Raw genomic sequence first — 17,158 nt, 5'->3', positions numbered from 1 at the left:
TACCGCCGGTAACTATTCTGAAGTGGCCGCTTTTTGAACGCAGGTCACTCAAGCTTCTTGTTTCCCGTCAGTAGTTTGTGCGAAAGTGAGCGGCCAAATAACCGACCCGCACCTGACGCGGCATAGGTATGCACCAATCAGGCACCTGCTTTCCTACGGACGCGCATTTCGCATGTCGTCCTGCGGCTTGGAAGGAAATGGTCCAGTGCAGTCTCCTTACCCCCCACGCCCGCCGTACCCGCCACGGCCCGGATCGCGTCCTGGGGAGTCCGACCGTGATCTCGTGGCCCGGCTGGGCGGAGCCGACACGGACGCCCACGCCGTCGGGCTGCTGATGGCCCGGCACTGGCGGGCGACCCACGACTACGCGGTCATCTGCCTGCTTTCTTCGGAGGATTCAGCCTCGATGGCGGCCGCCGCCGCGTTCCACCGAGTCCTCTCGAGGGCGGCCGGCGGCGCCGTGCGTCCCCAACTCCTCGCGGCGGTACGGGAGACCGTCAAGGAGTGGGCCGCGGACGACGGAATTTCCGCTCTGCTGCCGGAACTCCGCAAACCGACCGGCGGCCGTGGTCTACGCGCGGCGAGGCCGGTCACCCCCGAAAGGCGACGGCTCGCCGAGCGCGCATTCCAGGCCCTTCCGGGCGCTTCCCAATGCCTGCTGTGGCACACCGAGGTAGAGGCCGAGCCCATATCCATACCCGCTGGTCTGCTGGGTGTGGACGCCGCTACCGCGACCGCCGGGCTGGAGCGGGCGCGGGAGCAATTCCGGGCGGGCTGTGTACGCGCCCACCGGGAACTCGCGCCCACCAGGGAATGCCGCTTCTACAACCGTCTCCTCGACGTCTCCATGCGCCGGGGCGGAGCCCTGCTGCCCGATGTCCGGCGGCATCTGACGGAGTGCCGGTACTGCCGGCACGCCGCCGAGCAGCTCAGTCATTTCGAGGACCGTCTGGACGCGCTGCTCGCCGAGACCGTGCTCGGCTGGGGCACCCGCCGCTACCTCGACTCGCGGCCCGGTCGCGCCACCGCCCCGAAGCCGACGGGCACGCGTCCGTTCGTACGGCCGCGGACCGGCGGACGCCACCGCCCCGCCGCGGCCGGCCACCTCGCCCCCTCCCGTCGGCACGGCAGGGCCGTCCTCATGGGCGCCGGTCTGTCCCTCGCCCTGCTCGCGACCGTGCTCGTCGTCAGGAGCTGGTCCGACGAGAGCGGCGTCCCCGCGCCCCGCGCCACCTGGGGGGCGCCGAGCGGCACCTCCGTCTCGCCGGGGGACAAGGGCGATTCGTCGTCCGCCGGATCCCCGTCCGCCGCCTCCGTGGGCAACGCCGTCGAGGTCGGGCAGGGCAGGCTCCGCAACTTGGTCGCCGGACTGTGCCTCGACGTGCGCGACAGCAGACTCGCGGACGGTGCCGGGACCGTGCTGGCGGGGTGCTCGTCGGCCGGGTCGCAGCAGTGGTCGTACCAGGATGATGGACTGTTGCGCAGCGCCGCCGACCCCACGCTCTGCCTCGACGCCGACGCCGACGAGGGCTCGGTCGTCATCGCCGACTGCCTGGTGCACGCGGGCGAGGTCCGCTACGACCTCACCGTGCGGGGCGAGTTGCTGCTGCGCGGGGGCAAGGGGCTGCTGGTCGCGCCCGAGAAGGGAAAGACCGCGGTCGTCGCCGAACGGGACGGATCCGAAGGGCAGCGGTGGATCCTGGAACCCGTGCGCGACGAGCCGGGGACGCCACAGGGGGAGGGCCCGGCGGAGAACGGACCGCAGAACGGCAGCCCCGAGGAGCCGGAATCGCCGACGGCCGCGCCGTCCTCCCCGGACGCCGAGACTCCGCGCGAGGATCCCGAGACCCCGCCGGACGCCCCGGTGGTCCGGCCGCCGCAGTTCGAGAAGCGGATCGCCCCGGCCGACTGCTGTGCCGAGCCCGAGCCGGCCGCTCCCACCGAGGAGGCCGAAACTCTCCCGGGCGAGGCCCCGGACGCAGCCGCTCCGGTCACCACGCCCGTCCACACTCCTGTCACACCCCCCGTCACCGCTCCCGCGACCAAGGCCCTCGACTCAGGACTCGACTAGGGCCTGTCCGCGGGCACCGCCCCGCCGGGGTCACCCCTCAGGGGTGGCCCCCTCTTCGTTTCTTGTCGGCATGCGGCCGTTTCTTGTTCGAGTCATTGACACGAGTCATCGACGGTCCTAGGTTCCCCCGCGCCGGCGCGTTTCTCACGGGGTGTCAAGTCTCTTCTGGCACATGGTGCGTTCAGAGGGCGAACGCGGCCCGGGGCCGCCGGGTCACATGCGGTTCACAACGTCGTGCCCGCACACCGAAGGAGTGACGGCCCATGACCGACACTGTTTCTCCTGTCTCGCGGTCCCTTGTCTCCAGGCGATCCGCCCTGAGTCTGCTGGGCGGCGCGATCGCCGTCGCCACGGCGGCCACCAGCGGCCTGACCCCGCCCTCGCGCGCCTACGCGGCGGACAGACCCGACCAGGGCGCCGGTCCCCGCGTCGAAGGCCTCATCGCCCGGCTCACCCTCGACGAGAAGATCACGCTCCTGCACGGTGCCACCGACCCCGAGCCGCTCGGCCAGGCAGGCTATGTCCCCGGAGTGAAGCGTCTCGGCATCCCGCCGCTCCGCCTCGCCGACGGTCCGGCCGGCGTCCGCGTCACCCGGCACGCCACCGCCCTGCCCGCCCCCGTCCTGCTGGCCTCCGCCTTCGACCCGGACCTGGCCCGCCGCTACGGCCGGGTCATCGGACACGAGGGCCGCGCCCTCGGCCAGGACGTCCTGCTGTCCCCGATGGTCAACCTCATCCGCACCCCGTACGCCGGCCGCAACTTCGAGACCTTCAGCGAGGACCCGCTGCTCTCCGCCGACGTGGTCGCCGCCGAGATCGAGGGCATCCAGGGCGAGGGCCTCGTCGCGACCGTCAAGCACTACGCGATGAACAACCAGGAGAAGGACCGCACGTCCGTCGACGTGCGCGTCGGCGAGCAGCCCCTGCACGAACTCGAACTGCGCGGCTTCGAGGCGGCCGTCGGCGTCGGCGTGGGCGCGGTGATGGGCGCCTACAACAAGGTCGACGGGACCTACGCCTGCGAGAACAAGACCCTGCTCACCGACATCCTGCGCGAACAATGGGGCTTCGGGGGACTGGTGATGACGGACTGGTTCGCCGCCCACAGCACGAGGAAGGCCCTCACCGCCGGCCTCGACATGGAGATGCCGGACGGCACCTATTTCGGGAGGCCGCTGAAGTCGGCCGTGCGCGGCGGCAGCGTGCCCGAGCGGTATGTCGACCGGGCCGTGCGGCGGATCCTCTCCGTCATGGACCGCTTCGGGCTGCTCGACGGCAGCGTGCCGCCGCGCCCCGACCGCGACGCCGAGGCGGGCGCCGCCGTCGCCCTGGAGGTCGCCAAGGCGGGCGCGACCCTGCTGCGCAACGAGCGCCGCACCCTGCCCCTGACCGGCGACGGCACCCTCGCCGTCATCGGCCCGACCGGGACGCTCCCCTTCGTCAGCGGCGGCGGCAGCGCCTATGTCGTCCCGGACCACGCCGACAGCCCCCTCGACACGATCAAGGCACGCGCCGACGGAGAGGTGACCTACGCGCTCGGCGAGGACCTCTTCGGCAAGGCCGTCCCCGCGTCCGCGCTGAGCCCCGCCTTCGACAGCGAGGGCCGGCAGGTGGGCGCCGGTCAGGACTGGACCTACGACGGGACGCTCACGGTCTCCGCCGCGGAGGAGTGGACCGTCGTCCTGCACTTCTCGTCGGCGCCCGTGGACCGCCCCAAGGTACTGCTCGACGGCGAGGAGCTCTTCCCGCTCGCTCCCGGCCACGGCGAGTACTTCCCCGGCGGTCTGGTCAACGCCGCACCCGACGGTCTGACCATGCGCCGCAAGACCCTGAAACTCACCGAGGGCGCCCACAAGCTGCGGATCACCGCGCAGGGCGGGGACGCCGGACTGCTGTTCCGACTGCGGCACATCACCGCCGCGACCCGGGCGCAGGACGTGGCCGAGGCCGTGAAGGCCGCCCGCGACGCCCGCCATGTCGTCCTCTTCGCCTACGAGGATGCCACCGAAGGTCAGGACCGTACGACGATCGCCCTCCCGGGCGACCAGGACCGGCTGATCGAGGCCGTGACGGCGGCCAACCCGCGCACCACCGTCGTCCTCAACACCTCGTCCGCGACATCGATGCCCTGGCTGGAGCGGACCGGAGCCGTGCTCCAGATGTACTACCCGGGCCAGGAGGGCGCGGCCGCCACCACCGCCGTCCTGTTCGGCGACTGCGATCCCGGCGGTCGTCTCACCCAGTCCTTCCCGGTCGACGACGACCACCACCCGGTCGCCGGGGACCCCCGCCGCCACCCGGGCCTGAACGGCACCGAGGAGTACTCGGAGGGCATCCACGCCGGCTACCGCTGGTACGACGCCGAGGGCGTGCGGCCGCTGTTCCCCTTCGGCCACGGACTGTCGTACACCTCCTTCGCGTACGAGGACGTCTCGGCGCACTGGAACCGGCACGGTCTGGACGTGATGTTCGACGTCCGCAATACCGGCCGGCGCGAGGGGGTGGCCGTGCCCCAGGTCTACGTCGGACGCTCGCCCGATCTCCGACTCGACCAGGCGGTACGGGCGTTGGGCGGATACCGGCGGCTCGCCCTGCTGCCGGGGGAGCGGCGCCGGGTCGCCGTGCGGGTCGCCGCGCGAACGCTGTCCTCGTGGGACGCCGAACGCCACGACTGGGTGCTCGGGACCGGCCGCCGTACCGTCTGGGTCGGCGCCTCGTCGCGGGATCTGCGGTTGCGGACGAGTGTGGAGGTGGGCAAGTGAGGGTGATACGACGTGTCGCCGCCGGACTGGTGGCTCTCGCGGCCGCGCTCGTCGCCCCTGTGCCGGCGCAGGCCGCACCGCGGGGCAGCGACCCGGTCGTCCGTACGGACGCGGGGTGGGTGCGCGGTGAAACCACCGCCGAGGGACGGCAGTTCCTCGGCATCCCGTACGCCGAGCCGCCTGTCGGCGGGCTCCGCTGGAAGGAACCGCGGCCCGTCCGGCCGTGGCACGGGGTGCGTGCCGCGCGGGACTTCGGCGACAAGTGTGTGCAGAGCAGCAGTTGGGACCCCGGGTACGAGCGACCGTCGCACACCGAGGCCTGTCTCGACCTGAATGTGTACGTCCCCGAAGGCGCCGCCCGCCGATCCGTCCTGGTCTGGTTCCACGGCGGAGGGCTCACCGCCGGGGCCGGTCAGGACGTCGTCCCCGACGCCTTCGCGCGACAGACCGGCACGGTCGTCGTGACCGTCAACTACCGCCTCGGCGCGATGGGTTTCCTCGCCACGGCCGGTCTGGACGGCGAGGCGCGCGACGGGGTCTCCGGCAACTTCGGGATGCTCGACCAGCAGGCCGCACTGCGCTGGGTGCGCGCCAGCATCGGCCGCTTCGGCGGCGATCCGGGCCGCGTCACGATCGCGGGCGAGTCGGCGGGGGGCCGCTCCGTCTGCACCCAGCTGGCCTCGCCGACGGCGAAGGGCCTGTTCCGGGCGGGCATCATCCAGAGCGGCGCCTACGACGACTGCGCCGCCCGTCCCCATCAGACGGCCGTGGCCCAGGGAGCCGCCTTCGCCGAGAAACTGGGCTGCTCGACCGTGGCCTGTCTGCGCGGCAAGTCGGCCGCCGACATCCTGGCCGCGCAGGGTGAGTTCGACTGGGGGCCCGTGGCGGGCGGGGCCTTCCTGCCCGCGCAGCCCGAGGAGGCGTTCGCGCGGGGGACCGCCGCTCGGGTGCCCGTGATGAACGGGGCGAACACGGACGAGGGGCGGCTGTTCGCGTTCTCCCGGTTCGACCTGAACGGGACCCCGCTCACGGCCGAGCGGTACCCGACGGTGATGCGTGAGGACTTCGGGGAGCGGGCGCTGCGGCGCTACCCGCTGTCGGCCCACCCGTCGCCGACCCTCGCGTACGCCACCGCACAGGGCGACCAGCTGTTCGCGTGCCCCGCGCTACGGCTCGACGGGGTGCTCGCCGGGCGCGGGCCGGTCTACGCGTACGAGTTCGCCGACCGCACCTCCCCGCCCTTCGCCTCGCTGCGCAACCTGCACACGGACTTCGACTTCGGCGCGACCCATGTGAACGAGGTGCAGTACCTCTTCAGGCACTTCGGCCTCGACTCGCCGCTGAACGCCGAGCAGCGGGTGCTGGCGCGGCAGATGGTCGAGTACTGGGGCTCCTTCGTACGGGGCGGTGTGCCGAGCGCCGACGGGCAGCCCGCGATGCCCGCCCGGCCGGGGACGGTGCTGTCGCTGCGGACGGAGTCGAAGGGCGGAAACGCCCTGAGCAGCACCGTGCACCGGGAACACCAGTGTGACCTGTGGGACGCCGAGGCATCTCCGTGACCCGGTAGGCTTCCCGGCGTGCGCCGGCATGACGGCGCACGCCGGGAATACAGGGACGCGAATCGGAGGAAGCGGCGTTGCACGTGCAGGAGTGGCTCGACACGGTGCCCGCGGCCGCCGTCTACGCCCTGGTCGGAGTGGTCATCGGTCTGGAGAGCCTGGGCATCCCGCTGCCCGGCGAGATCATCCTGGTCTCGGCGGCGCTGCTGTCCTCGCAGCACGCGGGCATCGACCCGGTGATCCTCGGCGCGTGCGCCAGCATCGGCGCGATCGTCGGCGACTCCATCGGCTACGCCATCGGCCGCAAGGGCGGACGGCCACTGCTCGCCTGGCTCGGCAAGAAGTTCCCCAAGCACTTCAGCGAGGGGCACATCGCCACGGCCGAGCGGTCCTTCGAGAAGTGGGGCATGTGGGCGGTCTTCTTCGGCCGCTTCGTCGCCCTGCTGCGCATCTTCGCCGGACCGCTCGCCGGTGTGCTGCGGATGCCGTACTGGAAGTTCCTGATCGCCAACGTGTTCGGGGGCATCGTCTGGGCGGGCGGGACGACCGCGGTCATCTACTACGTGGGGATCGTCGCGGAGTCGTGGCTCAAGCGGTTCTCGTGGCTGGGCCTGGTGGCTGCGGTGCTGGTCGGGCTCGCGTCGATGCTCGTGCTGAAGCGCAAGGCGAAGCAGGCGCAGGTCGTGCGTCAGGAAGCGGAACCTGTTCCCGCCGGGGAGTAGAACGCCGCGAGGGCGGCGCGGGGCTGTGACATCGTGCGGCTCCGCCGCGTGGGCGCGACCAGCCACAAAGGACCCGCAGACCGCTTACTGCCTCTACCTCCCCTGCGCGTCCCGGTGCGCCTTCGCCAGTTCCGCGTACATCGTGCCGTTCAGCGTGACCCCCTGACGCTCCTCCTCGGTCAATTCCCGCCTCACCTTCGCGGGGACCCCGGCGACCAGCGACCCCGCCGGCACCTCCATCCCCTGCGGCACCAACGCCTGCGCGGCGACCAGCGACCCCGCCCCGATCACCGCACCGTTGAGCACGGTCGCCCCCATGCCGATCAGACAGTCGTCCCCGACGGTCGCCCCGTGCACCACGGCGTTGTGCCCGATCGAGACGCGCTCGCCGACGGTGACGGGAAACCCCGGGTCGGCGTGCAGCGTGCAATTGTCCTGCACATTGCTGCTCGCCCCGACGGAGATCCGCTCGACGTCGCCGCGCAGCACCGCCCCGTACCAGACGCTCGCCCCCGCCTCCAGCGTCACGTCCCCGATCACCGAGGACGTGGGTGCCACGAACGCCTCCTCGTGGACCTTCGGTTCTCTGCCGCCGATGCCAGTGATCAACGCCTTGTGCGTCATCGCCCTCTCCTCGTCGTCGTCAACACCGGCACCGTACGCCACCGGGTGGGGCGAAGATCACAGCCCCTCGATCTCATGGGTCCACCTGACGCTGAGTACGGTGAGCGGGTGCCGAAGCGCAAGAACACGTTCTCATCATGGCCGCGCAGCCTCGCGCAGCGGGCCGTGCACGCGGGCTGGGCCTGGGTGCAGCGCACCGGCTCCGTCACCGCCGAGCACCCGGGACGCTTCCGCTTCCGCGCGCTGGGCACGGGCACCCGGCTCGCCTTCCCCCTCGGCACGGTCTTCGGCGAACCCTGGATCCAGCTGGGCGCCCACTGCATCGTCGGCGAACAGGTCACCCTGACGGCCGGCCTGATGCCCGACCTCGACCTCGGCCCGGACCCGATCCTGCGCATAGGCGACGGAGTCGTCCTGGGCCGCGGCAGCCACGTCATCGCCGACACGACGGTCACCATCGGCAGCGACTGCTACTTCGGGCCGTACGTCTACGTCACGTCCACCAACCACTCGTACGACGATCCGCACGAGCCCATCGGCAAGCAGTGGCCGCGGATGGAGCCGGTGGAGATCGGGCCCGGCTGCTGGATCGGCACCGGCGCGGTGATCCTGCCGGGGGCGCGCCTCGGGCGGAACGTCGTCGTGGCGGCCGGCGCGGTCGTCCGCGGTGCGGTGCCGGACCACGCGGTGGTGGCCGGGGCCCCGGCGCGCGTCGTACGGCGCTGGACTCCCGCCGACGGCTGGCAGCCGCCGCTGAGGACACCGGCCCCGGTGCCGATACCCGAGGGCGTCACCCCGCAACAGCTCCTGGCGCTGGCCGACCTGGACGAGGACGGCGCCGCCCGGCTGGCGGAGCTCGACGCCGACGCCTAGGGGCCCTAACCGGCTGCCAACAGCACCGTGCCCATCAAGGCCAGGCCCGCCCCCGCCGCCTGGATCGCGCGCAGGCGTTCGCTGAGGAAGCCGCGGGCGGCCAGGGCCGTCACCACCGGGTAGAGCGAGGCGAGTACGGCGGCCACGGTGACCGGGCCGTGCTGGGCGGCGATCGAGTACGTGCCGTTGGCGGCGACGTCCGCGAGGCCGACGAAGGCGAGCGTCGGCAGCGAGGCCCACGGGAAGCCGCCCGACGGGAGGGCCTCCGCTCCCCGCTTCACGGAGACGTACAGCGCGGCGCCGCCCACGGCCACGTTGGTCACACGCTGCACGAACAGGGCCAGGAACAGGCCGGTGACCGTCGTCGACGCCTCCGCGATCAGCGCGAACACCGCGCCGAAGCCGAGGGCGGAGATCAGGGTGAGCACGATGGCCCGACGTTGCACGGGCGCCCCGCGCAGCTGGGGTCCGCCCGCCAGGGCGACACCGGCGACGGCGACCGCGATCCCCGCGACCTGCACCAGGCCGGGGCGCTCGCCGAGGAAGAGCCCCACACCGACGGGGACGGCCACACTCAGGGTGGCGAGCGGGGAGACCACGCCCATCGGGCCCAGCGCCAGCGCCTTGTAGAAGCAGATCATCGCCACCGGCCCGGCAAGACCCGCCGCGACCGCGAACCACAACCGCGGGCCGGCCTCGCTCCACGCTCCCGTGGCCACCACGATCACGCCCAGCACGGCCGTCGCGATCGTCTGCGAGACGACCACCACCGTCAGCGCCGGCGTGCGCCGGGTCAGCAGTCCGCCGCCGAAGTCGGCCAGCCCCCACAGCAGGCTGGTGGCCAGGGCGAAGAGTGCTGTCACGGGTCGCCTCGCAGTACAGTCGGTGAACGATCGGGTACACCACACCGTAGTGCAGTGAATTGAACTCTGTCATTCAGAATATTGGACGGAAAGTGTCGGACCTCGACCTGCTCACCCAGTCCCTGGCGCGCAACGTCAAGCGCTGGCGCACCGAGCGCGGCTTCACCCTGGACGCGCTCGCCGCGCGTGCCGGGGTCAGTCGCGGCATGCTCATCCAGATCGAGCAGGCCCGGACGAACCCCAGCCTCGGCACGGTCGTCAAGATCGGTGACGCGCTCGGCATCAGCATCACCACCCTGCTCGACTACGAACAGGGGCCGAAGGTGCGGGTCGTCCCGGCCGAGCAGGTGGTGCGGCTGTGGCACACCGAGGCGGGCAGCTACAGCCGGCTCCTCGCGGGCACGGAGGCACCCGGCCCGCTGGAGATGTGGGACTGGCGGCTGATGCCGGGCGAGAGCAGCGGGTCGGACCCGCACCCCGCCGGCACGGTGGAGATCGTCCACGTCACGGTGGGCGAACTGACCCTCACCGTCGAGGGCGTGGAGTACCGCGTCCCCGCCGGCGCCAGCGCCACCTTCGAGGCCAACGCCGCGCACACGTACGCCAATCAGGGCGACGTCCCCATGGAGATGATGCTGACGGTCTCGGTCCCGGCCGTGCACTGAATCGGCCCGGGCGGCCCTGTTAGCGTGCGGTCATGCGCGCACCCATCGGACACTTCGACCACGCCACGCCCGCCCCCGACTGCCTCGACGAGCTGACCGCCCCGGTCGCCGACGCCGTACGCCGCTGGAGCGGCAGCGTGCCCGCCGAGCAGATCGTTCACGTCGACACCGACCCGCTGTGGGCCGACACCGCCGTCTTCGTGGAGCACTACGGCCGCGAGCTGCTGGAGCAGTCGGCGAACTGCGTGGTGGTGGCCGGCAAGCGCGGCGGCGAGACCACACTCGCCGCGTGCGTCGTGCTGTCCACCACCCGGGTCGACGTCAACGGCGTCGTGCGCCGTCAACTCGGCGCACGCAAGGCCTCGTTCGCCTCGATGGACACGGCCACGGGGGAGACCGGCATGGAGTACGGCGGCATCACCCCGATCGGACTGCCCGACGGCTGGCCGGTGCTGGTGGACTCGGCCGTCGTCGATCTGCCGTACGTACTGGTGGGCAGCGGACGCCGACGCGGCAAGCTGCTGGTACCGGGAAAGGCGTTCGCCCAGCTGCCGGGGGCCGTGGTGCTGGAGGGGCTGGGCGTGGTGGTCTGACCTCAGGCCGACGCGTGGTGGGCCAGGGCGTGATGCGGGTCCGTCTCGCCCGGTACCGGCGCCGGATCCGCGTGCACCAGCGCCGCGGTGAGTCGCGGAACCGCGTGCAGCAGGGCGTGTTCCGCGTCCACGGCGATGGCGTGGGCCCGGCGTACCGTCACCTCGCCGTCCACGACGACCGCCACCTCGGCGCGCAACCGGTGCCCGATCCAGCGCAGCCGCAACTCGCCCACCTCGCGCACCCCTTCCACGCCCCGCAGCGCTCGCTCCGCCCGGTCCACCAGGGCCGGGTCGACGGCGTCCATCACCCGCCGGAACACCTCGCGCGCCGCGTCCCGCAGTACAAACGTGATGGCGGCCGTGATCGCCAGTCCCACGATCGGGTCGGCGAGTTGCCAGCCCAGGGCCGAGCCCCCCGCCCCCAGCAGCACGGCCAGTGACGTGAACCCGTCCGTTCGGGCGTGCAGTCCGTCGGCGACCAGCGCGGCCGAGCCGATGGAACGGCCGACCCGGATCCGGTAGCGGGCCACCCACTCGTTGCCCGCGAAACCGACCAGCGCGGCCACCGCGACCGCCGGGACGTGCTCGACGGGGCGCGGGTCGAGCAGCCGGTCGATCGCCGCCCAGGCCGCGAAGGCGGCGGACGCGGCGATCGTCAGCACGATCACGATGCCCGCGAGATCCTCGGCGCGGCCGTAGCCGTAGGTGAAGCGGCGCGTCGCCGCGCGCCTGCCCAGCACGAAGGCGATCCCGAGCGGTACGGCGGTCAGCGCGTCCGCGGTGTTGTGCACCGTGTCGCCGAGCAGCGCGACCGACCCGGAGAGGGCCACCACGACCGCCTGCGCCAGTGCCGTCGCGCCGAGCACCGCGAGCGAGACCCACAGGGCGCGCATACCGCGGGCCGAGGACTCCAGGGCGGAGTCGAGCTTGTCGGCGCTCTCGTGGGAGTGGGGGGTGAGGAGGTGGGCGAGGCGGGGCTGGGGGCGTGAGTGCTCATGATGCTCGTGGCTGTGCCCGTGGTCCCGTCCGTGGCTGTGCTCGTGGTGGTGCCGGTCGCTCACGAGGTTCCCCTTCCGGTGCGCGGTGGTGGACGCGGGAAGCCCACGACAGCCATTATGTGCGTATGAGCGCACGCATGCACCTGTCACCTGCGCACGATGCGCACCCGCGCAGCCCGGGCGAGGAACAGTTCGCGCTCGCCGCCGAACTGCTCGCCCTGCTCGGCGACCGCACCCGGCTCGCCCTGTTGCACGCCCTGACGTCGGGGGAGGCCGACGTCACGACCCTGACGGAGGCGTGCGGGGCGGCGCGGCCCGCCGTCAGCCAGCATCTGGCCCGGCTGCGGCTGGCCGGCCTGGTGAACACCCGCAAGGAGGGCCGCCGGGTGATCTACTCACTGCGCGACGGCCATCTGCGGCGCCTCGTGGACGAGGCCCTGAACGTGGCGGACCACCGGCTCAGTGACCGGCCGCCGCACGACTGAGGAACGCCGGGTTCAGTACGCGGGAGCTGTGCCGAGGTACTGCTCCGCGAAGGCCGCCGCGGCCGCGGGCGAGGTGAACAGGCGCCTCAGCCGGGCGAAGGTGGTGCCCGCACGGTACGCGTCGCCCGACGACGTGCCGTGGTACACCTCGGAGAGCCACTTCGAGAAGTCCTGGTACTCCCACACGCGCCGCAGACACGCCTCCGAATAGCCATCCAGCCCGGACTCGTCGCCCTTGGTGAGGTACCCGACGAGTGCGTCGCCGAGCAGGAAGGCGTCGTGCAGGGCGAGGTTCATGCCCTTGGCGGCGATCGGCGCGGTGAGGTGGGCGGCGTCCCCGGCCAGGAAGAGGCGTCCGAACACCATGGGCTCGATGACGTAGCTGTGCATGTCCAGGACACGCTTCTCGATCAGCGGCCCTTCGATGAGCGGACCGGCGGAGGTCGCCGCGAGCCGCTTGTGCAGCTCGGACCAGACGCGGTCGTGCGACCAGTTCTCCGGGTCGTCGCCGGGCGGGCACTCCAGGTAGTAGCGGGTCACCTGGGGGCTGCGGGCCATGTGTCCGGCGAAACCGTTCGGATGGATACCGAAGACGACACAGTCGTTGGACGGCGGAGCCTCGGCGAGCAGGGCCAGCCAGCCGATGCCGTAGTCGTACCGGGCGATGTGGGCGTGCTCCGGCAGCGCGGTGCGCGTCACCCCGCGCCCTCCGTCGCACCCGGCGACGAAGTCGCACTCGACGATCTCCCGCCCGCCCGTCTCCGCGGAGATGTACGACACCGAGGGATGGGCCGTGCCCAGATCGTGCAGTCGCACGTCCCGCACGCCGAACCGGATCTCCCCGCCCCGCACGTCCGCGTACTCGCGCACCAGGTCCGTCACCAGCAACGGCTGCGGATAGACGAAGTGGTGATTGCCTGTCAGCTCGATGTAGGAGAAGCGGAAGCGGTCCCCGCCGAACCGGAACTCGCACTCGGTGTGCAACTGCGCCCGCTCCAGCAGGTTCTCGGCAAGCCCGCGCTGTTGCAGCCCGCGTACGGCCCATTCCTCGATGACCCCCGCGCGGGGCCGCTGCTCGATGAACTCGCGCGTCTCGTTCTCCAGGACCAGGCAGTCGACACCGGCGGCCCGCAGGATGTTGCCGATGGTCAGACCGGCGGGCCCGGCACCCACGACGACGACCGGAAAGCGTTGCGGGGCACCGGAGTTGGGCTGGGGGGCGGTGGAGGTCACGTGAACATTATGTCGGCGGCCGGGCGGGGTGGGGAGAGGATCGGCTCCCGGAACGCGCCCTCAGTGCGCGGGCGCGTCCGTGACGGCGACCTCGTCGATGCTCCGCTCGATCTCCTCGGGCCGGGACGCGGAGGCCCGGGCCCAGTAGTAGATCACCAGGGAGAAGGCCGCGACGACGAGGATGTCCCACCACAGCGCGATGCGACCCTGGCCGCCGAAGCTGCCCTGCCAGGAGATCAGGCCCATGCCCACCAGGTACACCGGCAGCCACTGGGCGGCCTTCCAGTCCGGGCGGGGCGCGTCGGGCAGGCCCTTGCGGGTGGCGTACCAGGCGTAACCGCCGAGGAGGAGGTAGCCGAGGACGATCGCCACACCGAGCCGCCACAGGGTGTCCCAGGTCGACCAGTAGATGATGAGGTTGGCGACCACGAACGACAGCGGGGCGATCACCGTGCCGCCGGGCAGCCGGTAGGGACGGTCGTGGTGCGGCAGCCGGTCGGCGAAGACGCCGTATGCCAGCGGAGCCCCCGCGTACATCAGGACGCTCGCCGAGGTGATGAAGCTGACCAGCTCCTGCCAGCTGGGGAAGGGCAGGAAGCAGACCACGCCCGTCACGAAGGAGATGAGGAGCCCGAACCACGGCACGCCCCGGGCGTCGGTGCGCTCGAACAACTTGGGGGCGTAACCGTTCCTGGCCAGGCCGTAGGAGACGCGGGCGGTCGCGGTGGTGTAGATCAGGCCGGTGCCGCCGGGGGAGACCACGGCGTCCAGATACAGCACCACGCTCAGCCAGCCAAGGCCCACCAGGGTGGCGAGGCCGGCCCAAGGGCCGCTGATTCCGGCGTAGTCGAGCTTGGCCCAGCCGTGCGCGAAGGAGCTGTGCGGGAGCGCGGCGATGAACACGACCTGGAGCAGGACGTAGACGACCGCGCCGATGGCGACCGAACCGAGCGTGGCTCGCGGCAGGTCGCGCTGGGGGTGCCGGCTCTCGCCCGCGAGCTGGATCGCCTGCTCGAAGCCCAGCAGCGCGAAGATGATGCCGCTCGTGCTGATCGCGGTCAGCACGCCCTTGGCGCCGAAGGGCGCGAAGCCCTCCGAAGTGAAGTTCCCCGGGTGGAAGTTGCCGACCGCGATGACGAAGATGGCGGCCAGCGGTACGGCGATCTTCCACCAGGTGGCGGCACTGTTGGTGTGCGCGAGGGCGCGTACGCCGAGGAAGTTGACGACGACGAAGACGGCCATCAGCAGTACGGCGACCAGGAATCCGCTCGTCGTCAGCGTCCCGTCCGAGGCGTGCAGGAAGCCCCGCGCCCAGGACCAGTGCCCGGCATAGCCGATCATGGCCTCGACCTCGATCGGTGCCACGGTCGCCGCCTGGAGCCAGGAGAACCAGCCGAAGGACATCCCGGCCAGACCGCCGAACGCGTAATGCGGATAACGCGCGGTGCCGCCGGCGACCGGGAACATTCCGCCGAGTTCCGCGTGCACCAGCGCCAGCAGGACGATCCCCACCGCACCGATCACCCATGAGATGACGGCCGCGGGACCGGCCGCGGCGACCGCCTTTTCGGCACCGTACAGCCATCCGGAGCCGATGATGGAACCGACCGAGGCCCACATGAGCCCGATCAGTCCGACGTCCCGCCGCAGGCCGCCGCCCGGGCCCCTTCCGACCTCCGGGGCGGCATGGTCAATGCTTACCATTTTTTAAGGGGCCTCTCATAAACGAACAGAAATGTTCGACGTACAAGAGGCCTCACATTAGGAATGGGGCGCTATTCCGCTGAAGTCTGTTGCCGGAATTTTGACTTGTTCCCGGGGGTTTCCTGGACAGCCTTTCAAGAATTCCGGTGACGCTCAGCGCAGCCGGGGAATCTCGATCGCCGGGCAGCGGTCCATCACCATCTCGAGGCCGGCGTCCCGGGTGCGGTCGTACGCCGCCTCGTCGATGACCCCGAGCTGGAACCAGACCGCCTTGGCACCCTTCGCCACCGCCTCGTCCGCGACCGGCCCGGCGAGGTCGCTGTTCACGAACACGTCGACGACGTCCACGTCGAAGGGGATGTCCGCGAGGGAGGCGTACCCCTGCTCCCCGTGCACCGTCTCCGCCTTGGGGTGGACCGGCACGACGCGCTTGCCGTAGCGCTGGAGCACCTCGGCCACGCCGTACGCGGCGCGCCCCTGGTTCGACGACAGGCCCACCACGGCCCAGGTGTCGCCGAGCTCGGTGAGGATCTTGCGGACCGTTGCCTCGTCGCCGTACACCGTGGGTCTCCTTGGGGCTCGCGGAAGAGCTGGCATCGCCGACAACAGCGGGCCGTGCCCGCTGATTCCCCTTGAAGGCTGAACGTCTGTTCGGGCCGGCGGTGGCGCGGCGCTGTCCGCGCGCCTACGCTCACTGCGTGCTGCGCATCATCGACGCCCGAACCGGCGAGCCCGTCGAGGCCGCTCCCGCCCGGCGCGGGCTGACCCGCGTCGAGGCCCGCACAGCGGGCTACGACGCCACGGCCCTGCGCGTGCTGCTGGTCACCGACCTCCTGGTCCGGGCCCTGGAACTGGGCGGCACGCCGGTCTGGGCGCTCCTGACGAGCGAGCGGGAGCAGGCGGAACTGAGAGCGGGAGCCGCGACGCTCGGTATGCGGCCCCTGGAGGACAGCCGGGGCACCGGGGCCGGACTGAGCGAGTCCCAGGTCATCCATGTGGTGGGCGCGGACGGCACAGCCCCCGACGGCATCCGGGTCGCCGTCGCGCCCGTCGACCCGGCGGCGCCCGCGATTCCGGAGGGCGCCGATCCCGCCGCCGTACGCCTGGCGCTGCTCTCCCGGCGCCGGAGCGCGCCCGTGCGGCTCGACGCGGCGGCCCTGGACGAGGCCCGGGACACCGTCTTCCGCTGGCGCCGCGCGGTCGCCGACTGGGCGCGCCTGCCGTCGCGAGCGATCCCCGAGGAGGTGCGCGGCGAGCTCCGCACGGCCTGGGAGGACGATCTGGACGTGCCCGCCGTCCTGCGGGTCCTGCGCCGGGTGGAGACCTCGGGCCTGCCGGAGGGCGCGCGCTTCGAGACGTACGCCTACGCCGACCGGCTGCTCGGCCTGGAACTCACTCGCGACCTGGGAGCCCCCGCGTGATCGCCCGGGCGGGAGCGGGCCCGCTGCGTCACCTGGTCGTCCTGCGGCACGCCAAGTCCGCCTGGCCGGACGGAGTCGTCGACCACGAACGCCCGCTGGCGCCGCGCGGCCGCCGGGACGCGCCGGTCGCGGGCCGGATCCTCGCCGAGAGCGACCTTCTCCCGGACCTCGCCCTGTGCTCCACCGCCGTACGCGCGCGTCAGACCTGGGACCTGGCCTCCGCCCAGTGGGGCACACCGCCGACGGTGCGCTTCGATCCGCACCTGTACGCCGCCGACGCACCCGACCTGCTGGACGTCGTGCACGACGTGCCCGCCGAGGTCGACACGCTGCTGCTGATCGGGCACAACCCCGGCCTGGAGGACCTGGTGCTCGACCTGGCCGGGGACGGTCTCGACGAGGCGCTGGACGAGGTGCGCGTGAAGTTCCCGACCTCGGCGATCGCCGTCCTGGCCTGGCGCGGCACCTCCTGGGAGGCCCTCACCCCGGGCACGGCCCTGCTGACGAACATGATCGTCGCACGGGGCAGGAAGAAGCGCTGAGCCGGCCCGCGCGGTTGGCGGTCGGCGCTCCGCATAGGCTGAC

General features: G+C 72.0%; 16 protein-coding genes. 10 read left to right on the top strand and 6 right to left on the bottom strand.

The genetic code is table 11. The annotated features are described in order from the left end of the window. Positions 1-283 precede the first annotated feature (283 nt). The 4 genes from ABT063_RS16175 to ABT063_RS16160 all read left to right on the top strand — a co-directional run bounded on the left by ABT063_RS16175 (position 284) and on the right by ABT063_RS16160 (position 7,114). Positions 284-2,071, top strand: coding sequence for a ricin-type beta-trefoil lectin domain protein (locus tag ABT063_RS16175; RefSeq protein WP_502990822.1), 1,788 nt, complete (start codon positions 284-286; stop codon positions 2,069-2,071). Positions 2,072-2,334: 263 nt separating this feature from the next. Continuing rightward, positions 2,335-4,833, top strand: a complete 2,499-nt coding sequence (locus ABT063_RS16170) for a beta-glucosidase family protein (RefSeq protein ID WP_351057982.1) — start codon at positions 2,335-2,337, stop codon at positions 4,831-4,833. Continuing rightward, positions 4,830-6,392: a carboxylesterase/lipase family protein gene (locus ABT063_RS16165; protein WP_351057981.1), complete on the top strand. Its 1,563-nt coding sequence runs from the start codon at positions 4,830-4,832 to the stop codon at positions 6,390-6,392. Before ABT063_RS16170 ends, ABT063_RS16165 begins: the two co-directional genes overlap by 4 nt. A 77-nt stretch (positions 6,393-6,469) precedes the next feature. Continuing rightward, positions 6,470-7,114, top strand: coding sequence for a DedA family protein (locus ABT063_RS16160; protein ID WP_351057980.1), 645 nt, complete (start codon positions 6,470-6,472; stop codon positions 7,112-7,114). Between the two features lie 93 nt (positions 7,115-7,207). On the opposite strand, the gene ABT063_RS16155 is transcribed toward ABT063_RS16160, so the two are convergent. Then, complete coding sequence (locus tag ABT063_RS16155; RefSeq protein WP_351057979.1) at positions 7,208-7,738, bottom strand: gamma carbonic anhydrase family protein; 531 nt, start codon at positions 7,736-7,738, stop codon at positions 7,208-7,210. A 108-nt stretch (positions 7,739-7,846) separates the two neighbouring features. On the opposite strand from ABT063_RS16155, the gene ABT063_RS16150 reads away from it, so the two are divergent. Next, on the top strand, positions 7,847-8,611 hold the full coding sequence (locus ABT063_RS16150) for an acyltransferase (RefSeq protein ID WP_351057978.1): 765 nt from the start codon (positions 7,847-7,849) through the stop codon (positions 8,609-8,611). Positions 8,612-8,616: 5 nt separating this feature from the next. On the opposite strand, the gene ABT063_RS16145 is transcribed toward ABT063_RS16150, so the two are convergent. Beyond that, a complete protein-coding gene (locus tag ABT063_RS16145) occupies positions 8,617-9,474 on the bottom strand; it encodes an EamA family transporter (RefSeq protein ID WP_351057977.1) in 858 nt (285 codons plus the stop codon). A 92-nt stretch (positions 9,475-9,566) separates the two neighbouring features. Here ABT063_RS16145 and ABT063_RS16140 point away from each other — a divergent pair, with 92 nt between their 5' ends. Then, entirely contained in the window at positions 9,567-10,139 is a 573-nt protein-coding gene (locus ABT063_RS16140) for a helix-turn-helix domain-containing protein (protein ID WP_351057976.1), read from the top strand. A gap of 32 nt (positions 10,140-10,171) precedes the next feature. Further along, on the top strand, positions 10,172-10,732 hold the full coding sequence (locus tag ABT063_RS16135) for a YbaK/EbsC family protein (RefSeq protein WP_351057975.1): 561 nt from the start codon (positions 10,172-10,174) through the stop codon (positions 10,730-10,732). A 2-nt stretch (positions 10,733-10,734) separates the two neighbouring features. On the opposite strand, the gene ABT063_RS16130 is transcribed toward ABT063_RS16135, so the two are convergent. Then, positions 10,735-11,793 (bottom strand): cation diffusion facilitator family transporter, encoded by a 1,059-nt coding sequence (locus ABT063_RS16130; protein ID WP_351057974.1) that lies wholly within the window; start codon positions 11,791-11,793, stop codon positions 10,735-10,737. Positions 11,794-11,855: 62 nt separating this feature from the next. On the opposite strand from ABT063_RS16130, the gene ABT063_RS16125 reads away from it, so the two are divergent. Next, positions 11,856-12,215, top strand: a complete 360-nt coding sequence (locus tag ABT063_RS16125) for an ArsR/SmtB family transcription factor (protein WP_351057973.1) — start codon at positions 11,856-11,858, stop codon at positions 12,213-12,215. A gap of 12 nt (positions 12,216-12,227) precedes the next feature. Here the strand turns inward: ABT063_RS16125 and ABT063_RS16120 are convergent, their stop codons facing one another. The 3 genes from ABT063_RS16120 to ABT063_RS16110 all read right to left on the bottom strand — a co-directional run bounded on the left by ABT063_RS16120 (position 12,228) and on the right by ABT063_RS16110 (position 15,713). Further along, positions 12,228-13,448: a 4-hydroxybenzoate 3-monooxygenase gene (locus ABT063_RS16120; protein WP_351057972.1), complete on the bottom strand. Its 1,221-nt coding sequence runs from the start codon at positions 13,446-13,448 to the stop codon at positions 12,228-12,230. 60 nt (positions 13,449-13,508) lie between these two features. Further along, complete coding sequence (locus tag ABT063_RS16115; protein WP_351057971.1) at positions 13,509-15,152, bottom strand: APC family permease; 1,644 nt, start codon at positions 15,150-15,152, stop codon at positions 13,509-13,511. A 153-nt stretch (positions 15,153-15,305) separates the two neighbouring features. Then, the gene (locus ABT063_RS16110) at positions 15,306-15,713 is read right to left on the bottom strand and encodes a CoA-binding protein (protein ID WP_351057970.1); all 408 of its coding nucleotides are present in this window, start codon (positions 15,711-15,713) and stop codon (positions 15,306-15,308) included. 137 nt (positions 15,714-15,850) lie between these two features. On the opposite strand from ABT063_RS16110, the gene ABT063_RS16105 reads away from it, so the two are divergent. Continuing rightward, complete coding sequence (locus tag ABT063_RS16105; RefSeq protein WP_351057969.1) at positions 15,851-16,573, top strand: hypothetical protein; 723 nt, start codon at positions 15,851-15,853, stop codon at positions 16,571-16,573. Then, positions 16,570-17,115 carry a SixA phosphatase family protein gene (locus ABT063_RS16100; RefSeq protein ID WP_351057968.1) on the top strand — a complete coding sequence of 182 codons (546 nt, stop codon included), beginning with the start codon at positions 16,570-16,572 and terminating at the stop codon, positions 17,113-17,115. The genes ABT063_RS16105 and ABT063_RS16100 overlap by 4 nt, the downstream gene beginning before the upstream one ends. Positions 17,116-17,158 lie beyond the last annotated feature (43 nt).

This window comes from Streptomyces sp. NPDC002838 (assembly GCF_040295365.1).
Classification (GTDB): domain Bacteria; phylum Actinomycetota; class Actinomycetes; order Streptomycetales; family Streptomycetaceae; genus Streptomyces.
The sequence above is the reverse complement of the archived record's forward strand: the minus strand, read 5'-3'. Positions and strand labels throughout refer to the sequence as shown.

Bases quoted from the DNA above. Each gene is read 5' to 3' on its own strand.
- ABT063_RS16170 (WP_351057982.1), top strand. From the start codon at position 2,335: ATGACCGACACTGTTTCTCCTGTCTCGCGGTCCCTTGTCTCCAGGCGA.
- ABT063_RS16155 (WP_351057979.1), bottom strand. From the start codon at position 7,738: ATGACGCACAAGGCGTTGATCACTGGCATCGGCGGCAGAGAACCGAAG.
- ABT063_RS16135 (WP_351057975.1), top strand. From the start codon at position 10,172: ATGCGCGCACCCATCGGACACTTCGACCACGCCACGCCCGCCCCCGAC.
- ABT063_RS16125 (WP_351057973.1), top strand. From the start codon at position 11,856: ATGAGCGCACGCATGCACCTGTCACCTGCGCACGATGCGCACCCGCGC.
- ABT063_RS16115 (WP_351057971.1), bottom strand. From the start codon at position 15,152: ATGGTAAGCATTGACCATGCCGCCCCGGAGGTCGGAAGGGGCCCGGGC.